Source organism: Acidovorax sp. GW823-FHT01C06 (assembly GCF_058798375.1).
In genome coordinates, this window is the sequence record NZ_JBXAKN010000009.1 from 166756 (window position 1) to 192254 (window position 25499).

Consider the following 25499-nt stretch of genomic DNA (forward strand, 5'->3'; position numbering starts at 1 on the left):
CCTCTTAGCGCGCGGGCTTGGCGGGGGCCGCCATCTGCGCTTCCAGCAGGGAGATGCGGGCCCTGATCGCGGCGATGTCGGCTTCGCGTTCGGTCACCTTGCGGGCCAGCGCCTGCACGGCGCCCAGGGTCACGCCCGCGAGGTCGCCGGGGGCCAGGCTCCTGTCGTCCTGCCCGAGCTGGAAGATCTTGCGGAAGTCCTCGGCCATGGGGCCGACGTGGCGCTCCTGCGCGGGGCTGGACTTGTAGCGCCAGTGGTAGAGCGGCAGGCTCAGCACTTTTTCCAGCAGGGTGGTGCCGTTGACGGGTTCGATGCCCGTCTTGAGCGTGCGGCTGGAGCCGGTGCTCAGCGTGCCGGTGATGGCCAGGTTGCCGTTGGCGGCCAGCGTGAACTGCGGTGTGCCCGCGCCCTGCGTGGCCAGGGTGAGGGCCGTGCCGGAGGTCATGTCCCAGCCGGTGGCCGGTGCCGTGGTGAAGCGCAGCGTGGCGGGGCCGTTGTTGGCCAGGTTTAGCAGGGTGCGCGGGGCGGCTGTGCTGTTGGTCTCCTGCACCAGGACCTGGGCGGTGCCGTCGTTGCGCAGCACATGCAGCGCGGCGGACGGCGATGCGGTGCCCAGGCCGACGTTGCCCGATGCGGCAATGTCCAGGCTGCTGGTGGGCGCTCCAGGGCGGATGCGCAGCGGCAGGCGCGAGCCGCCTGTGAGGTCGCGCACGAAGAAGTTGGCCTCGTTGGAAGCGATGTCCCAGGTCTGCGCCGTGAAGCCGCCCGCCGAGGTCTGTTCCAGGCGGACCCCGGGCGTGTCGCCCGTCAGGGCGTGCACGTCCAGCACCGGCGTGGCGGTGCGCAGGCCCAGGTCGCCGCCGGAGCTGACGTAGAGGCTGTTGGTGGGGGCCCCGGCACTGACGGTGAAGACCTGGTTGCCGGAGGTCGCATCCTCGATGGCGAGGTAGGAGGCGCCGCCCGAGGCGGTGTCGTTGGCCTTGATCCGCCAGTCGTTGGTGGGAAACGGGCTATTGCTCGTGTCCTGGAAATGGATGATGGGATTGGCTCCCTTGAGCCGCACCGTGTCAAAACCGAAGTTCTCGTTGTTGACGCAGTCGAGGCCCGCGCACACGCTGCCCTGCACGATCAGGTCGTCCGCAAGCAACTGGTCCTTGGTGGAGAACGTGGTGGCCGCCGACTTGGGGCGCGGTACGGGCGCGCTGGACTCGGCGCCGCCGACCACCAGCTGGCCCTGGGCCACGACAAAGGAGCCGGAAACGATGCGCTGGTGCAGGGTGGCCTGGGCCAGCGCGGGGTCCATGACGAGCGGGGGATCCAGGCTCAGCTCATAGAAATAGCGTCCGTCGGCCAGGCCCGCCCGCTGGGGCTCGAGCACGATCGGGGCGCGTGGGAACGCCATGTCGGTGACGGTGCCGTCGGGGCGTGCCAGCCGCAACTTGCCCGCGCCGTGGGGTGCGTTGGCGGTCCAGGTGATGCGCTCGCTCTGGCGTGTCGTGGTGATGGACGCAGCGGGAGCCTGCGCGGCGCAGGTGGCGCCGACGAGGCTCGCCATCAGGGCCATCGCGGTTCGGTGCAGGAAGTTCATGGCGGTGGTCTCAAAAGCGGGTGGAAGCGCACGGGAACGCCGGTAAGGCATCTTTGCGACACCAGTTACCCATGGAAACACTTGAGTTTGAGCGACCGGGACTGCGGCGTCAATCCGCAGTTGCGCACGGGAGAGGGGTTGTGGGGGCCGAAACCCTCTCCCGCGCGCCAGGCCCGCCCCTGCGGCGGGTGGGAGGACGCTTCAGCCCGCTTCCGGGATCGGGGCGCGCATCCCGGCGTTCACCAGGTTCCAGGCGTTGATCACGGCGATCGCAAAGCCCAGTTCGGAGATTTCGGTCTCGTTGAACACCGCCTGCAGCTTCGCGAATTCCTCGTCGCTCGCATCGCTGTGGGGCGTGGCGGTGATGATCTCGGCCCAGCGCAGGGCGGCGCGTTCACGCTCGCCGAAGAACGGCGCCTCGCGCCAGCCGGCCACGGCGTTCAGGTGGCGCGGCTCCATGCCGTCCTTGACCAGGTAGGTCCAGTGCATGTCCATGCAGTACGCGCAGCCGTTGATCTGTGAGACGCGCAGGAAGACGAGTTCGGCCAGGCGCGCGCCCAGCGGTCCCTTCTTGAGGGTTTCCGACAGGCTCACCAGGCCCATGAAGGCCTTGGAAGACAGCTTGTGATAGGGCAGGCGGGCGGTGTGTTGGGTGGTCGATGGCATGGCAGATCCTTGGGTGTAAGTGGCAATGGCCTGGGGTTGAAAACGTTGGGCATGAAGGCTGCGGTGGTGTTGCTGCTGCTGCTGCCTTTCATACTGGTTAGACGTGGCCGGGTCTGCCGCTGTGACACGGTGCCTCGAAAAAACCTCAGCACGTCACCCCAGCGTGTCCGGGATGCCCGCCAACTTGTCCGGGTTGCGCACGGCATAGATGGCCACAATGCGCTCGCCGTCCGTCACGAACGCCTGCGCCGATTCGATGCGGCCGTCCACGTAGCGCAGCAGGCCGGGTTCGCCGTTGAGGAGCGCCATGCGGTAGACCACCAGCGCGCCCAGGCGGCGGAACTGCGCCCAGTACAGGTTGGCGATGCGGAACGGCCCCACCAGCGGCTTGGGAAAGGATGGCACCTTGCCGCCGCCGTCGCCAATCAGCTGCGCGTCTTCGCTGAGCAGCGCCTCGATGGCGTTGCGGTCGCCGCTTTGGGCGGCCCGCATGAAGCGCTGCAGTAGCTGGTGGTGCACGGCCTGCGGCACCTCGAACCGGGTGCGCGCCTGCTGCACGCGCTCGCTGGCGCGGTGCACCATCTGGCGGCAGCTGGCCTCGCTCTTGCCCAGCTGCGCGGCGATCTCGGGGTAGTCGTAGTCGAACACCTGGCGCAGCAAAAAGGCCGCGCGCTCCTCCGGCCCCAGGCGCTCCAGCACGTACATGAATGCCACCGACAGCTCGCCCGCCAGCTCGGCGGCCGCCTCGGGGGTGTCGTGGTGGTGCGGTGCGTCGCCGTGGTGGTGGTGCAGCTCCACCAGCGGCTCGGGCAGCCACCAGCCCACGTAGGCCTCGCGCTCGGCCTTCAGCGCGCGCAGCCGGTCGATGGCCAGCCGCGTGACCACCGTCACCAGCCAGGCCTCGGCCGACTGCAGCACGGCCACATCCTGGCGGCTCCAGCGCAGCCAGGCGTCCTGCAGTACGTCCTCGGCATCGGCGCGCACGCCCAGCATGCGGTAGGCAATGCCGAAGAGGCGGGGGCGCAGGGTGGTGAAGGGGTCGGTGGATGCGGGGTGGGTGGTCATGGCGGTGTCGGGTGGCGTGCGGCAGGCAGGAGCGTGTGGGAAGACTGTTCCGTGGTCCTGCACAGACGTTGGAGGCAGCGGTGGTGTGACAGGGCGGCCTTGGTTGCTTTTATTTTGATAGCTATTGGCGCTTGTCGGTAAAGCGCTGGAGGCATTTTTGAGCAGAACCGAAGGCTGCGGGAATGACCGTGTTGTACGCAACCGGGCGTGCGCAGGCAACCCCCGTGCGGGGCCCGTGACGGGGAAGGGACGGCCCGCGGAAAGGCCTGCGGCGCCCTGGCCGGGCCGTCATTGCGCCGGGCTGCGCGATGGTTCACAGTGCGGGTTTCCATCCCGCAACCCAAGGAGCGCAGCATGGCCCATGCATTGAACTGGTTCGAGATCCCCGTGACCGACTTCACCCGCGCCAAGACTTTCTACGAGACGGTGCTGGGCATCACCATCGCGCCCATGGAAATGGGCCCGACCAAAATGGGGATGTTGTCCTCCGGCCCCGCCGCCGTGGGCGGTGCCCTCGTGCAGGCGGAGGGCAGCGTACCCTCGCAGAACGGGACGATGGTGTACCTCAATGGCGGCGAGGACCTGGCCCCCCTGCTGGCGCGCGTGGAGCCGGCGGGTGGGGCGGTGGTGGTGCCGAAGACGGAGATTGGCAACGACTTCGGCTTCTTTGCCCACTTCATGGACACCGAGGGCAACAAGGTCGGGCTGCACTCGATGAAGTAGCGGGCGCGGACCCATCGGGAGGACCGCCGGTCACCCCGCCGGTTCGCCCACGCTCCCGGGCTCCGTCAGCCGCTCCAGCCGCGCCAGGAAACCCATGGCCTGCTCCGTGCTGGTGCCACACATCTCGGCCGACGGCATCAGCCCCCCGCACACCGCCGGCCGCTCGGGTTGCCCAAAAATGAGGCAGCGCGCACCGTCCCCCAGCTGAATGCACCGCACCCCCGCCGGTTTGCCCTGGGGCATGCCCGGGATGGGCGAGCTGATGGAGGGGGCGGTGCAGCAGGCGCCGCAGCCGGGGCGGCAGTTCATGGGTGGTTACTATTATTTATATAGCTGCTAGCGCTTATGAATAAAGCGCTAGAGGCCAATTTGATTCAAATTTTGGCGTTCACTGGCCAGCGGCAGCATCGCCGTGCAGGCGGCTGGATGCCCACAGCACCTGGTCCACCACGGCGCGCACGCGGTCGCGGTGGGCTTGCTGGATGAGAGCGCCGCCGTCGTCGAATGCGCTGCCGGCCGAGCCCAGCGCAAACGCCTTGGGTGCCAGCCAGCATTCGGCGTTGATGAGCAGGGGCGCCAGGTGGCTTTGCGAGCGCAGGCCGCCCAGGGCGCCGGGCGAGGCGCTGAGCATGCCCACCACCTTGCCGCGAAAACTCTTGCCGCCGTCCTGCCAGTCGGGGTTGCCTTTGACCGGGCTGGAGGCCCAGTCGATGGTGTTCTTGAGCAGGGCGGTGTAGCTGCCGTTGTACTCGGGCGAGCAGATGACCCAGGCGGGGTGCTGCCACAGGATCTCCTTGAGCCGGATCACGTCCGCCGGTGTGCCCTGGGCTTCGAGGTCGGCGTTGTACAGCGGGATGTCGAAGTCCGACAGCTCCAGCAGCGTGACCGTGGCGCCCGCGTCGCGTGCGATGGCGGCGGTGGCGTGGGCCAGTTTGCGGTTGAAGGATTGCTGGCGCGTGCTGCCGGCGAAGATCAGGAGGGAAGGTGTGTGGGGCATGGTGCCTGCGATTGGAGCACAGGCGCGTGGCAGGATTCCTGCAAGCCGGGAGGCCGGTGCGTGGCGCTGCGCCAGCGCGGCTACGTGCGGCGACCCGCAAGCCGCCCCACCAGCGACCCCAGCGCCGCCATGAAACAACCCAGGCTGAGCAGCGCGCGCCACAGGTTGGCGGCGTTCCACCGGTCGCGCACCTGGGCCCAGCCGGCGGGCAGGGCCTGGGGGTTCCAGGCTTCGGTGGTGTGGTTGAGCGGCAGGTTGACCTGCTGGGTGAAGAACACGATGCCCAGCAGGTAGGCCACGCCCACCCCGGCCAGCAGGCGCCACCATGGCGCGCGGTGTTCACGCCAGGCCGTGGCCAGGGCCTGCGCGGACCACAGCGGCGGGCCAAAGAACAGCACAAAGAACAGCGCGTGCCGCACGTTGCGATTGAAGGCCGATTGCACGGTGGCGTAGATGGCGCCGTCCATCTGCAGCAGGGCCAGGTTGATGTTGGCGCTGTAGGTGCCGAAGAAACCGGCCATGAGGCCGAGCCACAGCACGGCGAGGGCGTGGGGGATCAGGGAGAGCGGGGGGCGGCGCGTTGCTGGGGTGTTGGGCGGTGGTCATGGGCGGGCTGGTGGGGGTGATGCCCGCACTCTGCCGGTAAGCCGCCCCCAGTGCCTTATCCTTTGATAAGAGCGGCTCACAAAACTCCCCTGGCGTCGTTGTTCCGTCTTGTCGTACCGCTTGTACTGCCTGCGACGGAACGCCTAGCCAGGGCCGCTACGCTGAGTTTTGTTAGCCGCTCTAAGCCCCATCTCGCTGCGCAGGCGCGACAGCGAGACATCGGTCACGCCCAGGCCCAGGTACGACGCCAGGTGCTTGAGGGCGATGCGCTCGGCCCATTGCGGATGCTGCTCCAGCAAACGGGCGTAGCGCTGGCGGGCGCTGAGCTGCAGAAATTCCTGCTCGCGCTGCATCTTGCCGTCGAGCAGGGCGCAGAGCACCCGGTGCTCCAGCGCGGCCCACGGTGCCCAGCCCGCGCAGGGCAGGGGGCGACTGGAATCGGTGGGCAAGGGCAGCGCCCACACCACGCTGTCTTCCAATGGTTCCACGTGAAACATTACCGGCTGCTGGCGCAGTGTGGGGGTGATGGGCCAGCACAGGGCGCCGTCCAGAAAGAAGTTCTTGTTGGACTCTGCTCCGTCGCGGTCCAGGTAAAACAGCCGCAGGGCGCCGCGCTCCACCCACCACAGGTGCCGCCAGTATTCGCCTGCCCGCAGCAATGGCTGGCCACGCTCCAGCACGCGCCGTTCGGCGCGTGCCCACCAGGCTTCCACGGCCGGGGGCGGGGCGCCAAGCAACTCGGTCAGAAAGAGGGTGAGGGGGTTGGAAACAGACACGGCCTGCGCAAAGTGGGAAAATCGCGGGTTGCCTGCTGGGGCGCCGGGCGCGCCCACCACCAGCAGGGCCGGTGTGCGGCGCCTTGGGTAGGGTGCTCCTGTGCTACCGGGTGTTTTGATTATCGGGCCCGCCAGGCCCCGGAGTGTCCCCCATGTTGTATCCCCAGGAATTTGATGTGATCGTTGTCGGCGGTGGCCATGCGGGCACCGAGGCCGCGCTGGCCGCCGCGCGCATGGGCAGCAAGACGCTGCTGCTCACGCACAACATCGAGACGCTGGGGCAGATGAGCTGCAACCCCAGCATCGGCGGCATCGGCAAGGGCCACCTGGTGAAGGAGGTGGATGCGCTGGGCGGCGCCATGGCGCTGGCCACGGACGAGGGCGGCATCCAGTTCCGCATTCTCAACAGCAGCAAGGGCCCCGCCGTGCGTGCCACGCGCGCCCAGGCCGACCGCATCCTCTACAAGGCCGCCATCCGCCGCATGCTGGAGAACCAGCCCAATCTGTGGCTGTTCCAGCAGGCGGTGGACGATCTGATGGTGGAGGGCGACCGGGTGGTGGGCGCCGTCACGCAGGTGGGCATCCGCTTTCGCAGCCGGACGGTGGTGCTCACGGCCGGGACGTTCCTGGACGGCAAGATCCATGTGGGGCTGAACAACTACGCGGCCGGCCGGGCCGGGGACCCGCCCGCCGTGTCGCTGTCGGCGCGCCTCAAGGAGCTGAAGCTGCCCCAGGGGCGCCTGAAGACCGGCACGCCACCGCGCATCGACGGGCGCAGCATCGATTTTTCGAAGTGCACCGAGCAGCCCGGCGACGGCATGCCCGGTGGCGTGAACGAGGGCACCGTGCCCGTGTTCAGCTTCATGGGCAATGCACAGATGCACCCCCAGCAGGTGCCCTGCTGGATCACCCACACCAACGAGCGCACGCACGAGATCATCCGCAGCGGCTTTGACCGCAGCCCCATGTTCACCGGCAAGATCGAGGGCGTGGGCCCGCGCTACTGCCCGAGCGTGGAGGACAAGATCAACCGCTTTGCCGACAAGGACAGCCACCAGATCTTCCTGGAACCCGAAGGCCTGACCACACACGAGTACTACCCCAACGGCATCAGCACCAGCCTGCCGTTCGACATCCAGTACGACCTGGTGCGCAGCATGCCCGGCCTGGAGAACGCGCACATCCTGCGCCCTGGCTATGCCATCGAATACGACTACTTCGACCCGCGCTCGCTCAAGAGCAGCTTCGAGACGCGGCAGATCCAGGGCCTGTTCTTCGCCGGGCAGATCAACGGCACCACGGGCTACGAAGAGGCGGCGGCGCAGGGCCTGTTCGCCGGCATCAATGCCGCGCTGCAGTGCCGGGGCGAAGCCGCCTGGCTGCCCGGCCGCGACGAGGCCTACCTGGGCGTGCTGGTGGACGACCTCATCACCAAGGGGGTGACCGAGCCCTACCGCATGTTCACCAGCCGGGCCGAGTTCCGTCTGCAGCTGCGCGAGGACAACGCCGACATGCGCCTGACCGAAGCAGGGCGCCGCATGGGCCTGGTGGACGATGCGCGCTGGGATGCGTTCAGCCGCAAGCGCGATGCGGTTTCACGTGAAACAGAGCGTCTGAAAGCCACCTGGGTGAACCCGCGCAACCTGCCCGCGGCCGAGTCGGAGCGCGTGCTGGGCAAGAGCATCGAGCACGAATACAACCTGTTCGAGCTGCTGCGCCGCCCGGATGTGAACTACGCCAGCCTGATGTCCATGGACGGCGGCAAGTACGCCTCCAGCGAGGTTTCACGTGAAACACTGGGGCCCTTGAGCGAGCCCGTGGTGGAGCAGGTGGAGATTGCGGCCAAGTATTCGGGCTACATCGACCGCCAGAAGGGCGAGGTGGAACGCGCCGCGCACTTCGAGAAACTGCGCCTGCCGCCCGACCTGGACTACATGCAGGTCACGGCCCTGAGCATTGAGGCGCGCCAGGTGCTCAGCCGCCACCGGCCCGAGACCCTGGGCCACGCATCGCGCATCACGGGCATCACGCCGGCGGCGATCTCGCTGTTGATGGTGCATCTGAAGAAGGGTGGCTTCAAGGAATTTGCCGTCGCCCCGTCCAAGGCTGAAGGCGAAGTGGCGGCATGACGATGACCGTACCCCACAACGACGCATTGCGCAGCCAGTTGCAGGCGGGTGCAGATGCCCTGGGCCTGGGCCTGGGCGATGACCAGGTCAGCCAGCTGATGGAATTTCTGGCCCTGCTGCAGAAGTGGAACAAGGTCTACAACCTGACCTCGGTGCGCGACCCGCAGGAGATGATGACGCACCATTTGCTCGACAGCCTGGCGGCGGTGGCACCGCTGCGCCGGCACGTCGCCACCCTGGCGCAACAGGCCCCGGCAGCGGGCTCGGTGCGCCTGCTGGATGTCGGCTCGGGCGGCGGGCTGCCCGGTGTGGTGTTCGCCATCTGCTGCCCGGCGGTGGATGTGAGCTGCGTGGACACGGTGGGCAAGAAGGCGGCGTTCATCCAGCAAGCGGCGGTGTCCTTGAAGCTGCGCAACCTGCATGGGGTGCATGCGCGCGTGGAGACACTGACGACGCCGTTCGACATCATCAGCTGCCGTGCGTTTGCTTCGCTGCCCGACTTCGTGACCTGGTCGCAGGGTGCGCTGGCCGCGCCCCACGGCGTGTGGCTGGCCATGAAGGGCAAGCACCCAGAGGACGAGATCGCAGCCCTGCCCGCCGGTGCGTCGGTGTTTCACGTGGAACCACTGACCGTCCCGGGCCTGGAGGCCGAGCGCTGCATCATCTGGTTGAAGCCCGCCTGAGGTTTTTTGGGACGGGTTTGCCGGCTGCTGACATGCGGATGAGGGAGCAGGGCGGGGTGGTCGCTTAAACTCGGCTGCTCATCGTGGGTGCGCCGCATGTCGCGGCACCCCCTCCAGATCCAGCACACCGGGAGAGATCATGTTCGGCATCGCAGACTACGGCGCCTTTGTCGCCGCCATCGTGTTGTTCCTGCTCATTCCGGGCCCCGGGAATCTGGCGCTCATCACCTCCACCAGCAAGGGCGGCGTGCGCGGCGGCATGGCCGCCACCATGGGCGTGATCGCGGGCGACCAGGTGCTGATGTGGGCGGCGGTGGCCGGGGTGGCGGCCTTGCTGGCCACGTACCCCACGGCGTTCCATGCGGTGCAGTGGCTGGGGGCCGCCTACCTGGCCTGGCTGGGCTTCAAGATGCTCACGGCCAAGCCGGGGGCGCAACCCATCCTCAACATCCAGCCGCGCCACTATTTCAAGCAGGCGGGGCTCATCACCCTGCTCAACCCCAAGGCCATCGTGTTCTACATGGCGTTCTTCCCGCTGTTCGTGGATCCGGCGCGCCACCAGGGCATGCTGACCTTTGGCGTGATGGCGGCTACCGTGGCGGTGCTGACGTTCCTCTACGGGCTGGTCGCCGTGCTGCTCACGCACCACCTGGCCGCGCGCATGCGCGCCAACCCGCGCATCGGCCGCGTGCTGGAAAAAGTGGCGGGCGTCTTTCTGATCGGCTTTGGCATCAAGCTGGCCATCTCCAAGTAAAACAACGACAACAACACGGACTGCAACACCCACATGGCCAAAATTTTCTGCGTTGCCAATCAGAAGGGTGGTGTTGGCAAGACCACCACCACCGTGAACCTTGCTGCCGGGCTGGCCAAGATCGGCCAGCGCGTGCTGATGGTGGACCTGGACCCGCAGGGCAATGCCACCATGGGCTCGGGCGTGGACAAGCGCAGCCTGGACCTCACGGTGTACGACGTGCTGCTCGAATCCGCCTCGGTCAAAGAGGCCGCCGTGCTGTCGGAAAAATGTGGCTACTGGGTGCTGGGCGCCAACCGCGAGCTGGCGGGCGCCGAGGTGGAACTGGTGGCGCTGGAGCACCGCGAAAAGCGCCTGAAGGCCGCGTTGGCAGAGGCCGATGGCGACTACGACTTCGTGCTCATCGACTGCCCGCCGTCGCTCTCCATGCTCACGCTCAACGGCCTGTGCAGCGCCCACGGCGTGATCGTGCCCATGCAGTGCGAGTACTTCGCGCTCGAAGGGCTGACCGACCTGGTCAACACCATCAAGCAGGTGCACGCCAACCTCAATGCTGACCTGCAGATCATCGGCCTGCTGCGCGTGATGTTCGACCCGCGCATTACCCTGCAGCAGCAGGTGAGCGACCAGCTCAAGGGCCACTTTGGCGAGAAGGTGTTCAACAGCGTGATCCCGCGCAACGTGCGCCTGGCCGAAGCGCCCAGCTACGGCTTGCCCGGCGTGGTGTTTGACCCGGCGGCCAAGGGCAGCCAGGCCTTCGTCGAGTTTGCGCAAGAGATGGTGGACCGCGTGAAAAACATGCCAGCTGCTGCATCTTCCATGGCAAAAATGGCACCTGGCGCTTGATGGACAAGCGCTGATAGCTATTGAATTGATAGTAATGAAGGTTTCCAACATCCTGCTGCTGCCCGGCTGGCAGAACTCGGGCCCCGGCCACTGGCAAAGCCTGTGGGAGGCCCGCCACGGCTACCACCGCGTGGAGCAGCACGACTGGATGCGCCCGCTGCGCGGCGACTGGTCGGCGCGGCTGGAGGAAACCGTGGTCGATGCCGATGGCCCCGTGGTGCTGGCGGCGCACAGCCTGGGCTGCATCCTTACCGCCTGGTGGGCTGCGCATTCGGCCAACGCGCACCGCGTGGTGGGCGCGCTGCTGGTGGCGCCGGGCGATGTGGAACGCCCCGACCTGGCCGCGCAGATCCACGGCTGGGCGCCCATTGCACGCAAACCCCTGCCGTTCCCGGCCGTGCTGGTGGGCAGCCGCAACGATCCGTATTGCAGCCTGGAGCGCGCCGAAGGTTTGGCGCAGGCCTGGGGCGCGCGCTTCATCGACTACGGCGAGCGCGGCCACATCAATGCCGAATCGGGCCTGGGCGATTGGGATGAGGGGCATGGCTGGCTGCTGCAGCTGGCCAACCCGGCATGAGCCGCTGGGCCTTGTGGCGCGTGGTGCGCCGTGTAGCTGTCAGCTACCGAATTTCTCAGTGATCCGATCCATGACCAAAATCAACCTGCCCGCCATCGCCGACCAACTTCCCCGCGCCTGGAGCTCCACGGTCGTGGGCCAGGCCGCAGGCGCCAACGTCAAGGTGCTGCGCATGGACGACGCCGCCTACTCCGACGAGTCGCACGACTTTGACGAGGCGCTGCTGGTGCTCGACGGCTGCATGCGCCTCGCCCTGCAGGGGCAGGTCACCGAGGTGAACGCGGGTGAGGTGTTCATCGTGCCCGCTGGCGTGCCCCACGCGGTGGCACCGGGCAGCCATGGCACGCTGGTCATCATCGACCGCTGAAGACTCTTTCCCCATTCCTTTTCGCGAGAAGCATTTCATGGTCACCAAAAAACCCAAGGGCCTCGGCCGAGGCCTCGAAGCCCTGCTGGGCCCCAAGGTCGAAGAAAAAGTGGAACAGGCCCAGGCGGCCGAAGCCGGGCTGCCCAGCAGCCTGCCGCTGTCTGAACTGGTGCCCGGCGTGTACCAGCCCCGCACGCGCATGGACGAAGGGGCGCTGTATGAGCTGGCCGAGTCCATCAAGGCCCAGGGCATCATGCAGCCCATCCTGGTGCGGCGCCTCACGGGCGGGGAGCACGCGGGCAAGTACGAAATCATCGCGGGCGAGCGGCGCTTTCGGGCCTCGCGCCTGGCGGGCCTGGCCGAGGTGCCGGTGCTGGTGCGCGATGTGCCCGACGAGTCGGCGGCGGCCATGGCGCTCATCGAGAACATCCAGCGCGAAGACCTCAACCCGCTGGAAGAAGCCCACGGGCTGCAGCGCCTGGTCAAGGAATTCGGGCTCACGCACGAGCTGGCCGCGCAGGCCGTGGGCCGCTCGCGCAGCGCCGCCAGCAACCTGCTGCGCCTGTTGAACCTGGCCGAGCCCGTGCAGACCATGCTGATGGCCGGCGACATCGACATGGGCCATGCGCGCGCGCTGCTGTCGCTGGACCGCGCCGCGCAGATCACGGCGGGCAACCAGATCGCGGCCAAGAAACTGTCGGTGCGCGAGGCCGAGGCCCTGGTCAAGAAGATCGGCGCCGAGTTCAGCCTGGTGCCGCAAAAGCCCCAGAAGGAAAAGTCGCGCGACTTGAAGCGCATGGAGGAAGAACTCTCGGACCTGCTCATGGCCGAGGTCGAGGTGCGCGTGAAAAAACGCGTCAAGCGCCACGGCCGGGTGGAGGACATGGGCGAGCTGGCGATCCAGTTCGGCTCGCTGGAGGCCTTGAACGGGCTGATCGACCGCCTGCGGGGTCAGGCCTAGCCTTCTTGTGCCGGGGATGTGTGAAATAGCGCACACAAGCGGTTTCCACACGTAACTTGCGCAGGCAAAATGCGTCTGTGCGGGGCCTACACTGCGCTGCGTTCAACACACCCGGGTTGACCGCAAGGCCTCTTCACAGGGCGGCGATACAGCCGCCCTGCGGCCCACGATGGTTTGCCGGGTGATCCATGCATCTCCTGGAGCAGACCCCCATGACCCCTTTGCGCTTCGTCCTGACCCCCGCCTGCCTGGCCGTTGGCCTGTGCATCGCCAGCCTGGGCGCCCAGGCCCAAAACACCAAACCCCCCAAGGTCCAGCTGTGGATGGACGTGTCCACCGGCACCATGGCGGGCATGCCCGAGATGGACAGCCTGCCCGGCGGGGGCGGCATGCTCGGCGGCCTCATGGGCGGCGGCGCGCAGGGCAGGGCGGGCGGTGGCAACACGGCCTACGGCAACGCCCGCGCCATGTCCATCATGCCGCCGCGTGTCATCGACATCGCCTTGCACAACACCCTGCGCCCCGGCGTCGAGGCCAGCCAGGCCATTCCGGCGGGCATGCGCATGGGCGAATCCCTGCCGCTGGTCCCCCCGCGCGCACAGCCCACCCAGACCGAGCCGGGTGAGGTGCCCCAGGAATACCAGCAGCACCAGCCCAAGGGCCGCATCCTGCTGTACTGGGGCTGCGGGAGCGCGGTGCGCGCGGGCCAGCCGCGCGTGATCGACCTAACGCGCGCCAAGCCGTCCGACTATGCCCAGGCCTTCGCCGGCCGCGCCGTGCCCGACCGGGGGCCGCGCGTGGGCCCCTCCTATGCGCTGTACCCCAACGAACGCAACCAGGTGAGCCTGTCGGCGGGCAGCTCCCTGGTGGGCGAACACCAGGTGCGCGGCGATGGCGTGCCCACATCCATGAAGTTCACGCTCGGTGCCGCGCAGGACCTGATGCCCGCCATCGACCTGCGCACCACCGGCAAGCCGCAGGACAGCATGGGCACCAGCTGGCAGCCCGTGCGCAATGCGCGCGCCTACTACCTGCACGCCATGTCGCAGAACGGGGACGACCTCGTGATGTGGTCCAGCGCCGAAACGCCCGACACGGGCATGGGCCTGTTCGACTACCTGTCGCCCGCCACCATCGACCGCTGGCTCAAGGAGCGTGTGCTGCTCTCGCCCGAAACCACGCAGTGCGCCATCCCGCAGGGCATCTTCGCGGGCGGCGGGCGCGATGCCACGCCCATGCTGCGCATGATGGCCTACGGCGGCGAAAGCCACATCGTGCACCCCCCGCGCCCGGCCGACCCCAAGGCAGCCTGGGAGCCCGAGTGGGCCGTGCGCGTGCGCGTCAAGTCGCACACCATGGCCATGCTGGGCGAAGAGATGCAGGGGCGGCGCGGCGGCAGCATGGGCACGGCACCCGGCGCACCCTCGGGCGGCGCCTATTCCAGCGGCATGGGCGGCGCGCCGGCAGGCCAGCAGCCAGCGGGCGAGGGTGGCACGGATACGGGCAACGTGGTCAACCCCGTCAACCTGCTGCGCGGCATTTTTGGCCGCTGAGCACGAACCCATGCTGGCCCTGCGCATGCCCTGGCCCCTGCCCGCGTTGCTGGCGTGGGCGTGCGCGTGGCTCATTTTTGTGGCCCTGCAGCGCGCGGTCCCACCGGTGGCGGCCTTGCTGGCCGCCTGCCTGATCGGGACGGCGGCCAGCGTGCTGGGCGGCAGCTGGTGGCGGCGCGGGCTGATCGCGGCGGGCTTTCCGCTGTCGCTGGCGCTGCTGGGCGCGGCCAGCCTGCCCACCTGGGCGTGGCTGGTGCCGCTGGCGTTGCTGCTGCTGGTCTACCCGCTCAACGCCTGGCGCGATGCGCCGCTGTTTCCCACGCCCCACCATGCGCTGCAGTCCCTGGCCTCGCAGGCCCCGCTGCCGCTGGGGGCGCGGGTGCTGGACGCGGGCAGCGGCGTGGGCGATGGCCTGAAGGCACTGCGCCACGCCTACCCGGCCGCGCAGCTGGAGGGCATCGAATGGAGCTGGCCCCTGCGCCTGCTGTGCGCCCTGCGGTGCCCCTGGGCCCGCGTGCGGCGCGCCGACATGTGGGCCGAGGACTGGAGCCCCTACCGCATGGTGTACCTGTTCCAGCGGCCCGAGAGCATGGCCCGCGCCGCCGCCAAGGCCCAGGCCGAGCTGGCGCCCGGCGCGTGGCTGGTGAGCCTGGAATTCGCGATCCCCGGCGTGCTGCCCAGCGTGCAGCTGCGCGCGCCGGGGGGCCGCGTGGTGTGGCTCTACCGCATGCCGCTCAACCGCGTGGAGGCATGAGATGCCACTGTTCCATGGCGATTTGAGCCGTTCGGCGCGGTTACAGAAAAGATACAAGCTTTTGCTACATTGCGTCCCTGGCTACAACCCCATACAAAACTACCAAGAAACTCACAGCCAGAGGGGGCTGCCAGCAGCACGTGAAAGCGCCGGGAGGGGGCGCACGCGCAGCCAGCACCTTCCTTGTCCGGATCTCCCATCCTGCAGGCGCTTTCCGCCGTCGCGGCGCACCTCCCTGACCGGTGCGCGCCTGGCGTGGCGCGGCCTTGCGCGTGGGCAGTGCCGGGGTTTTCTGGTGCGCAACCGACCGACCTGCAAGGAGTATCCATGACCGCCCACCCATCCCGTTTCCGCCCGCGCCTTCTGTGGGTGCTGGCCCTGAGCGCCGCCCTCACGGGCTGCGCCACCATGCAGAGCCATGACAAGCTGGCGACCGACATGCAGAACGCCGGGCGCAGCGGCGGCATTCCCGCGGCCATCGCCCAGCTCGAGAGCACCGCCAAGACCGAGGAAGAAAAGACCGCGCTCCTGTTCAACATGGAACGCGGCGAGCTGCTGCGCATGGACCGCCGCTACCCCGACAGCACCAACGCCTTCCTGCTGGCCGACATCAAGGTCAAGGAATGGGAAGAAACCGCCAAGACCAACCCCAGCAAGCTCATGGGCACCGTGGGCGCCGCGCTGATCAGCGAACGCCTGAAGGTCTATGAAGGCCAGGACTATGAAAAGGTGTGGGTGACCACGCGCCTGGCGCTCAACCGCATGGCCGTGGGCGACTTCGAGAACGCCCGCGTGGACATCAAGCGCACCCACGAGCGCGAGGCCATCATTGCCGAGTTCCGTGCCAAGGAAACCCTGGCGGCGGAAGAAGAAGCCAAGTCCAAGGGCGCCACCTCGGGGGGCAAGGAACTCAACGGCTACCCCGTCGAGACGCTCAACGACCCCGAGGTGCTGGCCCTCAAGAACGGCTACCAGAACGCCCTTTCGCACTACCTCGCCGGCTTCCTGTACGAAATGCTCAACGAGCCCGGCCTGGCCGCGCCCGGCTACCGCAAGGCCATCGAGCTCAAGCCCGAAACCGGCGTGCTCGAAGAAGGCCTGCGCGGCCTGGACACCCGCACCGGCTTCACCTGGAAGCGCCGCCAGCGCATGACCGACGTGCTGTTCATCGTGGAAGCCGGTGACGCCCCCGCGCGCAAGCCCAAGGCCTTCACGCTTCCGGTGCCCACGGGCCGGGGCATGGTCACGGCCAGTATTTCCTACCCCGTGATCGAGCCGTCCAAGGACGCGCTGCTGACCACCATCTCCGCCGCGGGCACCGACCTCAAGCTCGAAAAGGTGGTGGACGTGAACGTGATGGCGCGCCGCGCGCTCAAGGACGAAATGCCCGGCATGGTGCTGCGCGGCTTCACCCGCGCCGTGGCCAAGGGCGTGCTGCAGAACGAGCTGCAAAAGCGCGGCGGCCTGATCGGCGGCATCATCGGCGCGGCGGCCTCGGTGGCCACCGAGCAGGCCGACGACCGCATGTGGCGCATGCTGCCCGGCCGCGTGTACGTGGCCCGTGGCTACCTGCCACCGGGCGAGCACGTGGTGAGCGTGAACGGCCGCCAGCTGCCCCAGCCCATCAAGATCGACGGCCAGTACGCCCTGGTGCCCCTGCGCATGTACGACAACAGCGTGCTGACCGGCGATGTGGCCATGCTGGGCCAGCTGCCCACCGTGGCCGCCGCGCCGCAGCCCGCCGCGGCAGAGCCTGCCACCACCGTGCGCACGACGACCACCACCACCAGCCGGACGCGCTCGGTGCCCAAGTCGGTGGTCAAGTCCACCTCGGCCACGCCCGCGCCCGCCGCCAAGAACTGAAACCGCACATGTCCCATTTCCAAGGAGCCTCTGGCATGAGAACCCGTTTTGCCCTTGCCGCCGCCGCACCCGCCATCGCGTGCGCGGCCCTCACCCTGACCCTGGCCACCGCGGCCCGCGCCCAGCTGCACGACCCGGCCACGCCGCTGGCCGTGGCCTCCAAGGTGGCGCTGCGCGGCGAGGCCAACAGCATCGCCGTGCGCGAGATGCGCATCGTGCGCAAGAACGACATCCTCGTCGTGCAGGCCGACATGGCCAACATGGGCCGCACCGACCGCACCGTGTTCTATCGCTTCAAGTGGCTGGACAACGTGGGCAACCAGGTGGGCGACGGCGAATCGTGGAAGCAGATGAGCGTGCTCGGCCTGGGCCAGCAGACCGTCAAGAGCGTGGCGCCGACCAGCGCCGCCGTCGACCTGCGCCTGGAAATGAACGTAGAACCGCGCTGAACACCACAGTGCCGACCGGAGAAAACAACATGCAACGCAACACCATTCAGCGCACCACGCTCATCCTGGCCTTCGCGGCCAGCACCCTGGCCCTCTCGGCCTGCCAGAACCTGTCCTCGCCCACCGTGCGTTTTGACCGCCAGGTCAACTACGGCGACGCCAAGGCCGTCGAGCTGGTGACCAACGAGTTCGGCTCCACCGACCTGCAGATGATCGCCGAGAAGATGACCGGCGGCCTGCTCGAAACCGGCATCTTCCAGGGCCGCCCCACGGTGACGATCTCCACCGTGAAGAACAAGACCAGCGAGTACATCGACACCACCAACGTGATGAACTCGATCCAGACGGCGCTGGTCAAGTCGGGCAAGGTGCGCTTCGTGCGCTCCATCAACGAGATGCAGGCCGGTGTGGACGAGCTGCAGCGCCAGAACCAGAGCGGCCTGTACAAGCAGGGCACCACCGCCAAGGTCGGCCAGATGACGGCCGCCAAGTACAGCATGGAAGGCGAGCTCACCAGCATCGTCAAGCAGAACAACGCGACCAAGGACGTGTACTACAAGTTCACGCTCAAGCTGTTCGATGTGCAGGAAGGCACGATCGAGTGGCAGGATGAAAAAGAGATCCGCAAGACAAGCAAGCGATAAGAAGTAGGCAACCCCCTGAGCGGCTGCGCCGCTTCCCCCTTTCTCTCGCGCTGCGCGCGGGAAGGGGGACGCCGCCAGTGCGGCGGGGCGGCCCTTGCACGGCGGCGGCTGGCCTGGGCCGCGCCAGTTTCGAAGGATGAAGGTGCTCCGGCCCGCATCGCTCGACCCATTCATGAATTTCCGTCAGCTCACAAGGAGCACACCATGCAACGCAGAATCACCCTCCACACGGCCCTGGCCGTGATCGCCGCCACCACCATGGCGTGGGGCACCGCCGCCCAGGCGCAGCAGCCGGGCGCCGCGCCCAAGATCGCCGTGACGGACCTGGCCTACGCCCAGCGCGTGTCCGAATATTTCCTGGCCGGCACCTACCAGCGCAGCAGCCAGATGAGCGCGGGCGGCAGCCACAGCGGCGGCTACAGCGCCGGGCCCTACGGCGGGGGCGGCTCGCACTCGGGCAGCCACCACGTGCAGGCGTCCGAGCAGGCCAGCGGCACCTACGTGGCCGGCCGCTACAGCTACATCGAGCAGCGCGAGCTCGGCGGCTACACCAACGACATCAAGGGTGCCATCCTGCAGGGCACCTACTTCCGTCTGATCCAGGGCAAGGGCTTCGACGCGGGCAAGCCCCAGCCCTCCAAGGCAGAGCAGGTGCTCAACCAGGTGCAGGGTGGCAAGATGGCCACGCCCCAGGTGCAGCCCCAGGTCAACGACGTGATCAGCCGGATCAAGAAGGGCGAGTTCAACGGCGCCGACTACGTGCTGTTCGGCGTGGTCTCCAGCATCGACTTCACCGATGCGCTCTCGCCCCTGCAGGGCACCACCAGCGCCACGCGCCAGTACGGCCTGCAGCTCCTGGCCGACTTCTCGCTCATCAACACCAAGACCTACGAGATCAAGGCCGCGTTCTCCGCCCAGGGCGAAGGCAACGACACCAAGATCCTGTCGATCCGTGGCGACATCGCCCCGCCCAACCGCGCCAAGGTGATCCGCGAGACCTCGCTGTCGCTCGCGCAGGACGTGTACCAGCAGATGGCCATGCAGCTGGGCTACACCGACGCCCACCTGGCGCGCGGCGTGCGCCCGCCGCCGGTGTACCAGCAGGGCGGCCAGCCCATGCCCGTGCCGCAGCCCCAGCAGCCCGAGCAGGTCCTCATCCTGAAATAAGGGCATCCCTGGGCCGGGGCGTGCCGGTCTTGACTGGATTGCCCCGTTCCGGTTGATGGATAAGCGCGATATGCTATTGATTTGCTAGCATCTTGCGACCTCAGGCGCCTGGCGGCGCGCCAGTGGCAGGCGCAGCATTCCGGGTCGCCGCAGTCGTGCCAGACTTCGGCTGTGCTCAACGTCCAACGCTTTTTTTCTTGTGCCGCGCCTGGGCGGTCCCTGGCCAGCCCTGCGCTGGCCTTTTTCGTGGCCACGGCCGGTGCCGTGGTGCTCGGCGGCTGCGCCGCGTCGCCACCGCCGTTCTATGCGGCGGCCGTGTCCGGATCGCTGGTGAATGTGTACGGGCCCGAAGCGTCCGCGGACGCGCCCCAGGCGCCCCCGCAGGCCCCGGCGGCGCCGACCCAGGCCCCGCCGCCGTCGGAGCCGTTTGCACCGCGGCCCCTGCCGGGCGCCGATGGCGCGACGCTCCAGGCCCTCGCGCGCAGCGAGCGCACGGCACCGCTGCGCTACCGCGTGATCGTCATCCCCGGCTCCGGCTGCGCGGGCATGGGCCCGATTGCCGACCGCTATTTCGCCGGCCTGCTGCACGCGCAGGTGCTGGTGCTGCACAAGCCCGGCGTGGACCCGCAGGCGCGCACGGCCCCCGGCGACTGCGCGCGCGAATTCGTGCAGCAGGACCGCCTCTCCACCTGGCTGGCCCACGCGCGTGCGGCCCTGGTCGCGGATGCGCGGCAGCGCGCGCGCGACGGCGCGCCCGCGCTGCCGCAGCTGCTGGTGGGCATCTCCGAAGGGGCCGAACTCTTGCCCGCCCTCGCCCCCGAAGTGCCGCAGCTGGCGGGCCTGGTGCTGCTGTCGGCCAGCGGGCTGGACCCGCAGGAGGCCGGCAGGCTGCAGGCGCAGCGCCTGGGTGCGCAGGAAGACTGGGAGGAACTGGCCCGCGTGGTGGCCGGGAGCCGGCCCGACACCGCCGTGGCGCAGGGCCGCAGCCTGGGTTACTGGCGCGACCTGTGGAGCTGGCCGCTGACCCTGCCGCTGGTGCAAAGCCCCTGGCCCGTGGTGCAGGTGTGGGGCGGCGAGGATGCCCTGGTGCCCCCCGCCGCATACGAACGGTTTGCCGAACTCGCCGCCTTGCGCACCGAGCCCTATTGCGCGCGCAGCCTGCCCGACGCGGACCATGGCCTGCAGCGGCGCGCCGCCGGGGCGGATGGCGTGCAGCAGGTGTGGGCCTGGGCAGAACAATGGGCACGGGACCCGGCCGCAGGCCTGTGCGCGCCCTTGTCGCGGTAACAGGCCATGGCGCAGCGCCACCTGCCGCCGCCTGCATGCCAGCCAGGGGCGCGGCGCATGGAGTGGTGGTGGTGGCCCCGGGGCTGCGCGCCCGTCGCGGTGCCGTGTCTGAGCCTTCTCTTCCTCTTCCTCCTCCTCGCGCCCGCCGCGTTTGGCCAGACGGCCTCGTGCGCTGACTTCCTGGCCGCGCAGCGGCGCAAGCCGCCGGGGCTTGAATGGACCGGCTGTGCCGAGGGCCACCTGCACCAGCTGCGCGCGCTGACCGCGACCTATCGGGTACCGGGCGCGCAGGCGGCGGCCGTGGAGCGCTACCTGGCACGCCACACCGGCATGGCGCGGCTGCACTTCGTGTGCTGTGGCTGGGAGCCCCGCAGCCGCCACCGGGCGCGCGAGGGCGCGGGCAGCCTGCCGGGGCCGCAGGGCTTGGCCTACCGCGTGTCCATGCACTCGGGCGAAACGCTGGTCACGCGCCGCGGCGGCTGGGGCGCCATCCCGTGGTTCGAGGTGAGCGTGGTCCTGCCGCTGGAGCCGCCGTAGCGCAGGGGGCGCGGCCTACCGTGGCCGGTACATCTTGAACAACTGCTCCGGCCCCACCGTGAAGTAGTCGGCCGGGCCCCCCGCGCGCAGGATGTGGCCGGCGTTGGCGGTGTCGTACACGCCGTCCTTGAGCAGCCGCTGGTCGATGTGCACGGCCACCACCTCGCCCAGCACCAGCCAGGTGGGCACCTGCACGCCGTCTGCGCCCTGCAGCTGCAGGATCTGCGTGCTGCGGCATTCGAAGGTGACGGGGCTTTCGGCCACGCGGGGTGGGCGCACCTGCGTGGACGGTCGGGGCGTGAGGCCGGCGAGCGTGAACTCGCTGACCTCGGGCGGCGCGTTGGCGCAGCTCTGGTTCATGGCCTCGGCCAGGTCGCGCGTGGCCAGGTTCCACACGAACTCGCCGGTCTCCTGCACGTTGCGCACCGTGTCCTTGAAGCCGATGCTCGCGAAGCCCACGATGGGGGGCACGTAGTTGAACGCGTTGAAGAAGCTGTAGGGCGCGAGGTTGGTGGCTCCGGCCGCGCTCTGCGTGGAGATCCAGCCGATGGGGCGGGGGCCGACGATGGCATTGAACGGGTCGTGCGGCAGGCCGTGGCCCTGGCGGGGTTGGTAGCTGTGGATGGCGGAGTCGGGCATGGCGGCGGGGCGGCGAAGGCAAGGAATGCCCATCGTAGGGCGATCTCAGGGCGCCTGCGGGCCCGGGGGCATTGCGGTGGCCTCGGCCTGCGCCTGCAGCCAGGCGCAGAACACATCGATCCGGGGGTGGGCGCCCGCGCGGCGGCGCAGCACGTAGTCATAGCCCGAGGCCGCGAAGCCCAGCGGCGCCACCAGCCGGCCGGCCCGCACGTCGTCCAGCACGAGGTGCCAGGGGGCCACCGCCACGCCCAGGCCGCGCACGGCGGCCTCCAGGGTGAAGTAATAGTGTTCGAACTCGGGGCCCGCGGGTGGGGCGGCAGGCACCGGCGCTCCCGTGGCGGCCGCCCACATGGCCCAGGCGTTGCGCCGCGTGCGCGTGTGGAGCATCAGGGGCTGCAGGGCGGGAGCGGCCATGTCGGCGGGCTGGCGCAGGGCCACGCGCCCGGCGAGCGCGGGGCTCAGCACCGGGCCCAGGTGTTCGGGGAACAGCCGCGTACAGGCCGGGGTGTCCCGCGCCGCGCCGGGCTCCTCGGCGGTGATGGACACGTCGCAGCGCGCGGCGCCTGCGTCGGCGGTGATGGTGGTGCGCAGGCGCACCTCGATGCCCGGGTGCCGCGCCTGGAAGTCGAACAGCCGGGGAATCAGCCATTTCACGGTGAAGGTGCTGAAGCAGGCCACGTCCAGCGGGCCTCGGCTGCCGTCGCCGATCTCGCGCACGGCCTCGGCGATGTGCGCGAACGCGGTGGTCAGCACGGGCTGCAGCACGCGCGCCGCCGGGGTGAGCGTGGGGCGGGCCTTGCTGCCGTCGAACAGGGGCACGCCCAGGTGCTGCTCGAGCTGGCGCACCTGCCGGCTGATGGCGCCGGGCGTGACCGACAGTTCGTCGGCCGCCGCGGTCATGCGGCCCAGGCGGGCGGCGGCCTCGAAGGCGCGCAGGGCGCCCAGTGGGGGCAGGCGGGGGCTCATCTTTGTGAGTTTAGTGCACAAGGCTGCGGAGAAATCATCGCTTTGCAGGCGGTAGAACGATAGCAACAATGGCCCATGCCATCAGCGGCAATGCGTGGATCGCCTGAGGACTGCGCTGCCCGCTTCTGCCTATTTAATTGACTTCAGGGAACATACGAGAACACCACCATGCCTTTCATCCGCACCCATGTTCCGCAAGACACCCCCGCCGCCACGCGCACGGCCATCGTGCAAGGCGTCCACCAGGCGCTGGTGGACAGTATCGGCATGCCGCCGGACGAGCTGTTCAACCTGGTGGCCGGCTACGCGCCCGGGGAGTTCGCCTGCAGCCGCACCTTCAACGGCGTGGCCCGCTCCGACCGCGTGGTGGTGCTCGAGATCACGCTGCGGCGCGGGCGCAGCGATGCGATGAAGCGCGCCCTGTACGCCGCCATCGCGCACAACCTGCACACCCTGGCGGGCGTGGCGCCGGCCGATGTGTTCATCTTCCTGCACGAGAACGACTATTCCGACTGGTCCGTGGGCCACGGCCGCTTTGCGATGGACCTGGTGCAGCAGCGGGGCGCGCCGGGCTGAGGGGCGTGGTCCCATCCGGCGACGTCCGTTTGCTGCAAATTTGATAGCTTTTGGCGCTTTCCGGCCGTGCGCTAGGCCATGTTTTTGCCAATGAACCCGCTGGGCGGCTGCCCCATCGCCGCCTTGAACATCGCGGAGAACGCGCTTTCGCTCGCGTAGCCGCTGGCCGCCGCCACCTGGCCCACGGGCTCGCCGCGCGCCAGGCGGGGCAGGGCATGGGCCAGCACGGCCTGGCGGCGCCACTGTGCGAAGCCCATGCCGAACTGCGCGCGGAACAGGCGGGCCAGCGTGCGCTCGCTGGCGCCGCTGTCGGCCGCCCAGTGCCGCAGCGTGGCGTAGCGCCCGGGCTCGTGCAGCACGGCCTGGCACAGCGCGCGCAGGCGCTTGTCGCTGTGGGGGCCGGGCAGCGGCACGCCCAGGGCCAGGCTTTCGGCCTGGCCGATCTCATCGAGCACCAGCGCGGTCAGCGCGGCCTCGCGCGCGGGGCCGGGGTGCGGGCCGCCCACCGGGTCCAGCGCCGACACCAGCTCGCGCAGCAGGGGTGTCACGGCCATCACGCGGCAGTTCGCGCCGCCAGCCGGCACCACGCCGGGGTCGATGTAGAGCGTGCGGAAGGCGGCCGCTTCCAGCACCGCCACGGCGTGCAGCGCGCCGGGGGCGATCCACACCGCGCGCGAGGGTGGCACGATGTACGCGGTGGCGGTGCCCGGTGCGTGCACGCTCACCTGGACCACCCCGCTGGCGCAGTAGGCCAGCTGGCCCCAGGCGTGGCGGTGCGGCTCGAAGTGCGTATCGGCCGGCATGTCGCGCGCCCGCACCCGCACGGGGCTGGCGGGCGTGGGGGTGAATGGGTCGGTGTCGCCCAGGGGAGCGGCTTGGCTGGTACGGGCCATGGCGGGTCGAAAAAAGCAGAAAAGGGGCGTGGCCGGCGTGCCCCGGATCAACGGTTTGGCGCAAATTCGCCGAAAGCTGTCGTTCCGTCGCATTCCAGAAACCCGGGGCCAATACTACGATGCCGCCATGACCACCGCAAATGTCCACGGCCTTCCGCCTGCCTCCACCCCGCTGCGCGCCGATGCCAGCGTCATCGGGCTGGTCGGCATCGCCCACCTCATCAGCCACTACAGCCAGCTCCTGCTGGCGCCGCTGTTCCCGTGGCTCAAGGACGCGTTCCAGGTCGGCTACACCGAGCTGGGTTTCCTGATGACCATCTTCTTCGTGGTCTCGTGCGCGGTGCAGGCGGGCTCGGGCTTCGTGGTGGACCGCTTCGGGCCCCGGCCCATCCTGTTCGGCGGCCTGGCGCTGCTGGGCCTGGCGGCCTTCGGCTTCGCGGCCAGCACCAGCTACGCCATGCTCGCGGCGTTCTCGGTGCTCGCGGGCATCGGCAACGGCGTGTTCCACCCGGTGGACTACACGCTGCTCAACCGCCGCGTGAGCGCGCCGCGCCTGGGCCACGCCTACAGCGTGCACGGCATCACCGGCAGCCTGGGCTGGGCGCTCGCCCCCGCCATGCTGGTGCCCATCGCCATCGCGACATCGTGGCGCGTGGCGCTGGTGTGCGCGGGTGTGCTGGCGTTCTCGGTGCTGCTGGTGCTGCTGGTCAGCCGCCGCCACCTGGCGCTGCCGCCCATGCCGGCGCCCACCGCTGCGGCCAGGTCCGCCGCCACCGGCGCGGCCGGGCAGGGCGGCAACTTCGCGTTCCTGCGCATCCCCGCCGTGTGGATGTGCTTTGCGTTCTTCTTCTTCTACGCCGTGGCGCTGAACGTGGTGCAGGCCTTTGCCCCCGAGGCCGCGCGCCAGCTGCATGCCGTGCCCGTGGCGCTGGCCGCGATGTGCCTCACGGTCTACATGGTGGCCAGCGCGGGCGGCATGGTGCTGGGCGGCTTCCTGGCGGCCGACCCCAGCCGCTGCGAGCGCATCGTGGGCATCGGTTTCGGCTTGGCGGCCTGCGTGGCCGTGGCGCTGGCCCTGGCGCACCCGCCCGGCGCCCTGGTGCCCGTGCTGTTCGGGGTGATGGGTTTTTGCGCCGGCATCGCCGGCCCCTCGCGCGACCTGCTGGTCAAGCGCTCCACGCCCGAGGGCTCCACGGGCCGCGTCTACGGCATCGTGTATTCGGGCCTCGATATCGGCCAGGCGCTGTCGCCGCTGCTGTTCGGCGTGCTGCTCGACCAGGGCCGCTTCACCGCCGTGCTGCTGGGGCTGGCCGTGGTGCAGGGCGTGCTGATCGCCAGCGCCTTCAACGTGCGCCGGGTGCGCAGGACGGTGGCGCCGGTGGCGGCCTGAACGCGGGCCGGGCGGCCTGCTGCCGGACCCGGTGGCCGCGTGA

28 protein-coding genes are annotated in these 25499 nt (G+C 69.1%); 18 read left to right on the forward strand and 10 right to left on the reverse strand.

Features of this window, described 5'->3' with window-relative positions; genetic code table 11:
* Positions 1 to 4: 4 nt before the first annotated feature.
* From AC1RCS_RS18505 to AC1RCS_RS18515, 3 genes are all read right to left on the reverse strand, one after another.
* The gene (locus AC1RCS_RS18505; protein WP_492246141.1) at positions 5 to 1588 is read right to left on the reverse strand and encodes a tail fiber domain-containing protein; all 1584 of its coding nucleotides are present in this window, start codon (positions 1586 to 1588) and stop codon (positions 5 to 7) included.
* 201 nt (positions 1589 to 1789) lie between these two features.
* Positions 1790 to 2254, reverse strand: a complete 465-nt coding sequence (locus AC1RCS_RS18510; RefSeq protein WP_218296414.1) for a carboxymuconolactone decarboxylase family protein — start codon at positions 2252 to 2254, stop codon at positions 1790 to 1792.
* Positions 2255 to 2407: 153 nt separating this feature from the next.
* Entirely contained in the window at positions 2408 to 3319 is a 912-nt protein-coding gene (locus tag AC1RCS_RS18515; protein ID WP_218339286.1) for an RNA polymerase sigma-70 factor, read from the reverse strand.
* A gap of 354 nt (positions 3320 to 3673) precedes the next feature.
* Here AC1RCS_RS18515 and AC1RCS_RS18520 point away from each other — a divergent pair, with 354 nt between their 5' ends.
* On the forward strand, positions 3674 to 4042 hold the full coding sequence (locus tag AC1RCS_RS18520; protein WP_492246142.1) for a VOC family protein: 369 nt from the start codon (positions 3674 to 3676) through the stop codon (positions 4040 to 4042).
* A 30-nt stretch (positions 4043 to 4072) separates the two neighbouring features.
* Here the strand turns inward: AC1RCS_RS18520 and AC1RCS_RS18525 are convergent, their stop codons facing one another.
* The 4 genes from AC1RCS_RS18525 to AC1RCS_RS18540 form a co-directional block, all read right to left on the reverse strand.
* Entirely contained in the window at positions 4073 to 4351 is a 279-nt protein-coding gene (locus tag AC1RCS_RS18525; protein ID WP_218296417.1) for a YkgJ family cysteine cluster protein, read from the reverse strand.
* 79 nt (positions 4352 to 4430) lie between these two features.
* A complete protein-coding gene (locus AC1RCS_RS18530) occupies positions 4431 to 5039 on the reverse strand; it encodes an NADPH-dependent FMN reductase (protein ID WP_492246143.1) in 609 nt (202 codons plus the stop codon).
* An 80-nt stretch (positions 5040 to 5119) separates the two neighbouring features.
* Positions 5120 to 5578 (reverse strand): anthrone oxygenase family protein, encoded by a 459-nt coding sequence (locus AC1RCS_RS18535; RefSeq protein ID WP_492246144.1) that lies wholly within the window; start codon positions 5576 to 5578, stop codon positions 5120 to 5122.
* 210 nt (positions 5579 to 5788) lie between these two features.
* Positions 5789 to 6421 carry a Crp/Fnr family transcriptional regulator gene (locus AC1RCS_RS18540; RefSeq protein ID WP_492246145.1) on the reverse strand — a complete coding sequence of 211 codons (633 nt, stop codon included), beginning with the start codon at positions 6419 to 6421 and terminating at the stop codon, positions 5789 to 5791.
* 152 nt (positions 6422 to 6573) lie between these two features.
* Here AC1RCS_RS18540 and mnmG point away from each other — a divergent pair, with 152 nt between their 5' ends.
* The 15 genes from mnmG to AC1RCS_RS18615 all read left to right on the forward strand — a co-directional run bounded on the left by mnmG (position 6574) and on the right by AC1RCS_RS18615 (position 20992).
* The gene (mnmG, locus tag AC1RCS_RS18545; RefSeq protein WP_492246146.1) at positions 6574 to 8550 is read left to right on the forward strand and encodes a tRNA uridine-5-carboxymethylaminomethyl(34) synthesis enzyme MnmG; all 1977 of its coding nucleotides are present in this window, start codon (positions 6574 to 6576) and stop codon (positions 8548 to 8550) included.
* 2 nt (positions 8551 to 8552) lie between these two features.
* Complete coding sequence (rsmG, locus tag AC1RCS_RS18550; RefSeq protein ID WP_492246189.1) at positions 8553 to 9233, forward strand: 16S rRNA (guanine(527)-N(7))-methyltransferase RsmG; 681 nt, start codon at positions 8553 to 8555, stop codon at positions 9231 to 9233.
* A gap of 139 nt (positions 9234 to 9372) precedes the next feature.
* On the forward strand, positions 9373 to 9987 hold the full coding sequence (locus AC1RCS_RS18555; protein ID WP_218296421.1) for a LysE family transporter: 615 nt from the start codon (positions 9373 to 9375) through the stop codon (positions 9985 to 9987).
* Positions 9988 to 10020: 33 nt separating this feature from the next.
* Positions 10021 to 10833: a ParA family protein gene (locus AC1RCS_RS18560; RefSeq protein ID WP_192426742.1), complete on the forward strand. Its 813-nt coding sequence runs from the start codon at positions 10021 to 10023 to the stop codon at positions 10831 to 10833.
* A 34-nt stretch (positions 10834 to 10867) separates the two neighbouring features.
* Positions 10868 to 11410 carry an RBBP9/YdeN family alpha/beta hydrolase gene (locus AC1RCS_RS18565; RefSeq protein ID WP_492246147.1) on the forward strand — a complete coding sequence of 181 codons (543 nt, stop codon included), beginning with the start codon at positions 10868 to 10870 and terminating at the stop codon, positions 11408 to 11410.
* 70 nt (positions 11411 to 11480) lie between these two features.
* Positions 11481 to 11777, forward strand: coding sequence for a cupin domain-containing protein (locus AC1RCS_RS18570; RefSeq protein WP_218296424.1), 297 nt, complete (start codon positions 11481 to 11483; stop codon positions 11775 to 11777).
* 37 nt (positions 11778 to 11814) lie between these two features.
* A complete protein-coding gene (locus AC1RCS_RS18575) occupies positions 11815 to 12738 on the forward strand; it encodes a ParB/RepB/Spo0J family partition protein (protein WP_492246148.1) in 924 nt (307 codons plus the stop codon).
* Positions 12739 to 12950: 212 nt separating this feature from the next.
* Positions 12951 to 14291, forward strand: coding sequence for a hypothetical protein (locus AC1RCS_RS18580; RefSeq protein ID WP_492246149.1), 1341 nt, complete (start codon positions 12951 to 12953; stop codon positions 14289 to 14291).
* A gap of 10 nt (positions 14292 to 14301) precedes the next feature.
* Positions 14302 to 15045, forward strand: a complete 744-nt coding sequence (locus AC1RCS_RS18585; RefSeq protein WP_218296427.1) for a class I SAM-dependent methyltransferase — start codon at positions 14302 to 14304, stop codon at positions 15043 to 15045.
* 327 nt (positions 15046 to 15372) lie between these two features.
* A complete protein-coding gene (locus AC1RCS_RS18590; protein ID WP_218296428.1) occupies positions 15373 to 16908 on the forward strand; it encodes a COG3014 family protein in 1536 nt (511 codons plus the stop codon).
* Between the two features lie 35 nt (positions 16909 to 16943).
* Positions 16944 to 17357, forward strand: coding sequence for a YcfL family putative periplasmic lipoprotein (locus AC1RCS_RS18595; protein WP_218296429.1), 414 nt, complete (start codon positions 16944 to 16946; stop codon positions 17355 to 17357).
* 29 nt (positions 17358 to 17386) lie between these two features.
* Complete coding sequence (lpoB, locus tag AC1RCS_RS18600) at positions 17387 to 18001, forward strand: penicillin-binding protein activator LpoB (protein WP_218296430.1); 615 nt, start codon at positions 17387 to 17389, stop codon at positions 17999 to 18001.
* Between the two features lie 204 nt (positions 18002 to 18205).
* Positions 18206 to 19168, forward strand: a complete 963-nt coding sequence (locus AC1RCS_RS18605) for a hypothetical protein (RefSeq protein ID WP_492246150.1) — start codon at positions 18206 to 18208, stop codon at positions 19166 to 19168.
* Between the two features lie 171 nt (positions 19169 to 19339).
* Complete coding sequence (locus AC1RCS_RS18610; protein WP_492254283.1) at positions 19340 to 20455, forward strand: alpha/beta fold hydrolase; 1116 nt, start codon at positions 19340 to 19342, stop codon at positions 20453 to 20455.
* A 6-nt stretch (positions 20456 to 20461) separates the two neighbouring features.
* Positions 20462 to 20992 (forward strand): DUF4952 domain-containing protein, encoded by a 531-nt coding sequence (locus AC1RCS_RS18615; protein WP_492246152.1) that lies wholly within the window; start codon positions 20462 to 20464, stop codon positions 20990 to 20992.
* Between the two features lie 15 nt (positions 20993 to 21007).
* On the opposite strand, the gene AC1RCS_RS18620 is transcribed toward AC1RCS_RS18615, so the two are convergent.
* Both AC1RCS_RS18620 and AC1RCS_RS18625 read right to left on the reverse strand, forming a co-directional pair.
* Positions 21008 to 21664 (reverse strand): flavin reductase family protein, encoded by a 657-nt coding sequence (locus AC1RCS_RS18620; protein ID WP_370627745.1) that lies wholly within the window; start codon positions 21662 to 21664, stop codon positions 21008 to 21010.
* Positions 21665 to 21676: 12 nt separating this feature from the next.
* Entirely contained in the window at positions 21677 to 22597 is a 921-nt protein-coding gene (locus AC1RCS_RS18625; RefSeq protein WP_492246153.1) for a LysR substrate-binding domain-containing protein, read from the reverse strand.
* Positions 22598 to 22765: 168 nt separating this feature from the next.
* Between AC1RCS_RS18625 and AC1RCS_RS18630 the strand changes: the two genes are divergently transcribed.
* Positions 22766 to 23173, forward strand: coding sequence for a tautomerase family protein (locus tag AC1RCS_RS18630; protein WP_492246154.1), 408 nt, complete (start codon positions 22766 to 22768; stop codon positions 23171 to 23173).
* 71 nt (positions 23174 to 23244) lie between these two features.
* On the opposite strand, the gene AC1RCS_RS18635 is transcribed toward AC1RCS_RS18630, so the two are convergent.
* Positions 23245 to 24066 (reverse strand): AraC family transcriptional regulator, encoded by an 822-nt coding sequence (locus tag AC1RCS_RS18635; RefSeq protein WP_218339269.1) that lies wholly within the window; start codon positions 24064 to 24066, stop codon positions 23245 to 23247.
* 127 nt (positions 24067 to 24193) lie between these two features.
* Here AC1RCS_RS18635 and AC1RCS_RS18640 point away from each other — a divergent pair, with 127 nt between their 5' ends.
* Positions 24194 to 25456, forward strand: coding sequence for an MFS transporter (locus tag AC1RCS_RS18640; RefSeq protein WP_218296437.1), 1263 nt, complete (start codon positions 24194 to 24196; stop codon positions 25454 to 25456).
* Positions 25457 to 25499 lie beyond the last annotated feature (43 nt).

What these genes read in the sequence shown, in the direction of transcription:
- AC1RCS_RS18630 (WP_492246154.1), top strand. Translation starts at nt 22,766, where the DNA reads ATGCCTTTCATCCGCACCCATGTTCCGCAAGACACCCCCGCCGCCACG.
- AC1RCS_RS18605 (WP_492246150.1), top strand. Translation starts at nt 18,206, where the DNA reads ATGCAACGCAGAATCACCCTCCACACGGCCCTGGCCGTGATCGCCGCC.
- AC1RCS_RS18640 (WP_218296437.1), top strand. Translation starts at nt 24,194, where the DNA reads ATGACCACCGCAAATGTCCACGGCCTTCCGCCTGCCTCCACCCCGCTG.
- AC1RCS_RS18625 (WP_492246153.1), bottom strand. Translation starts at nt 22,597, where the DNA reads ATGAGCCCCCGCCTGCCCCCACTGGGCGCCCTGCGCGCCTTCGAGGCC.
- AC1RCS_RS18560 (WP_192426742.1), top strand. Translation starts at nt 10,021, where the DNA reads ATGGCCAAAATTTTCTGCGTTGCCAATCAGAAGGGTGGTGTTGGCAAG.
- AC1RCS_RS18580 (WP_492246149.1), top strand. Translation starts at nt 12,951, where the DNA reads ATGACCCCTTTGCGCTTCGTCCTGACCCCCGCCTGCCTGGCCGTTGGC.
- AC1RCS_RS18570 (WP_218296424.1), top strand. Translation starts at nt 11,481, where the DNA reads ATGACCAAAATCAACCTGCCCGCCATCGCCGACCAACTTCCCCGCGCC.
- AC1RCS_RS18620 (WP_370627745.1), bottom strand. Translation starts at nt 21,664, where the DNA reads ATGGGCATTCCTTGCCTTCGCCGCCCCGCCGCCATGCCCGACTCCGCC.
- AC1RCS_RS18585 (WP_218296427.1), top strand. Translation starts at nt 14,302, where the DNA reads ATGCTGGCCCTGCGCATGCCCTGGCCCCTGCCCGCGTTGCTGGCGTGG.
- AC1RCS_RS18635 (WP_218339269.1), bottom strand. Translation starts at nt 24,066, where the DNA reads ATGGCCCGTACCAGCCAAGCCGCTCCCCTGGGCGACACCGACCCATTC.
- AC1RCS_RS18615 (WP_492246152.1), top strand. Translation starts at nt 20,462, where the DNA reads ATGGCGCAGCGCCACCTGCCGCCGCCTGCATGCCAGCCAGGGGCGCGG.
- AC1RCS_RS18515 (WP_218339286.1), bottom strand. Translation starts at nt 3,319, where the DNA reads ATGACCACCCACCCCGCATCCACCGACCCCTTCACCACCCTGCGCCCC.
- AC1RCS_RS18525 (WP_218296417.1), bottom strand. Translation starts at nt 4,351, where the DNA reads ATGAACTGCCGCCCCGGCTGCGGCGCCTGCTGCACCGCCCCCTCCATC.
- lpoB (WP_218296430.1), top strand. Translation starts at nt 17,387, where the DNA reads ATGCAACGCAACACCATTCAGCGCACCACGCTCATCCTGGCCTTCGCG.
- rsmG (WP_492246189.1), top strand. Translation starts at nt 8,553, where the DNA reads ATGACCGTACCCCACAACGACGCATTGCGCAGCCAGTTGCAGGCGGGT.
- AC1RCS_RS18565 (WP_492246147.1), top strand. Translation starts at nt 10,868, where the DNA reads ATGAAGGTTTCCAACATCCTGCTGCTGCCCGGCTGGCAGAACTCGGGC.
- AC1RCS_RS18530 (WP_492246143.1), bottom strand. Translation starts at nt 5,039, where the DNA reads ATGCCCCACACACCTTCCCTCCTGATCTTCGCCGGCAGCACGCGCCAG.
- AC1RCS_RS18510 (WP_218296414.1), bottom strand. Translation starts at nt 2,254, where the DNA reads ATGCCATCGACCACCCAACACACCGCCCGCCTGCCCTATCACAAGCTG.
- AC1RCS_RS18520 (WP_492246142.1), top strand. Translation starts at nt 3,674, where the DNA reads ATGGCCCATGCATTGAACTGGTTCGAGATCCCCGTGACCGACTTCACC.
- AC1RCS_RS18590 (WP_218296428.1), top strand. Translation starts at nt 15,373, where the DNA reads ATGACCGCCCACCCATCCCGTTTCCGCCCGCGCCTTCTGTGGGTGCTG.
- mnmG (WP_492246146.1), top strand. Translation starts at nt 6,574, where the DNA reads ATGTTGTATCCCCAGGAATTTGATGTGATCGTTGTCGGCGGTGGCCAT.
- AC1RCS_RS18505 (WP_492246141.1), bottom strand. Translation starts at nt 1,588, where the DNA reads ATGAACTTCCTGCACCGAACCGCGATGGCCCTGATGGCGAGCCTCGTC.
- AC1RCS_RS18575 (WP_492246148.1), top strand. Translation starts at nt 11,815, where the DNA reads ATGGTCACCAAAAAACCCAAGGGCCTCGGCCGAGGCCTCGAAGCCCTG.
- AC1RCS_RS18595 (WP_218296429.1), top strand. Translation starts at nt 16,944, where the DNA reads ATGAGAACCCGTTTTGCCCTTGCCGCCGCCGCACCCGCCATCGCGTGC.
- AC1RCS_RS18555 (WP_218296421.1), top strand. Translation starts at nt 9,373, where the DNA reads ATGTTCGGCATCGCAGACTACGGCGCCTTTGTCGCCGCCATCGTGTTG.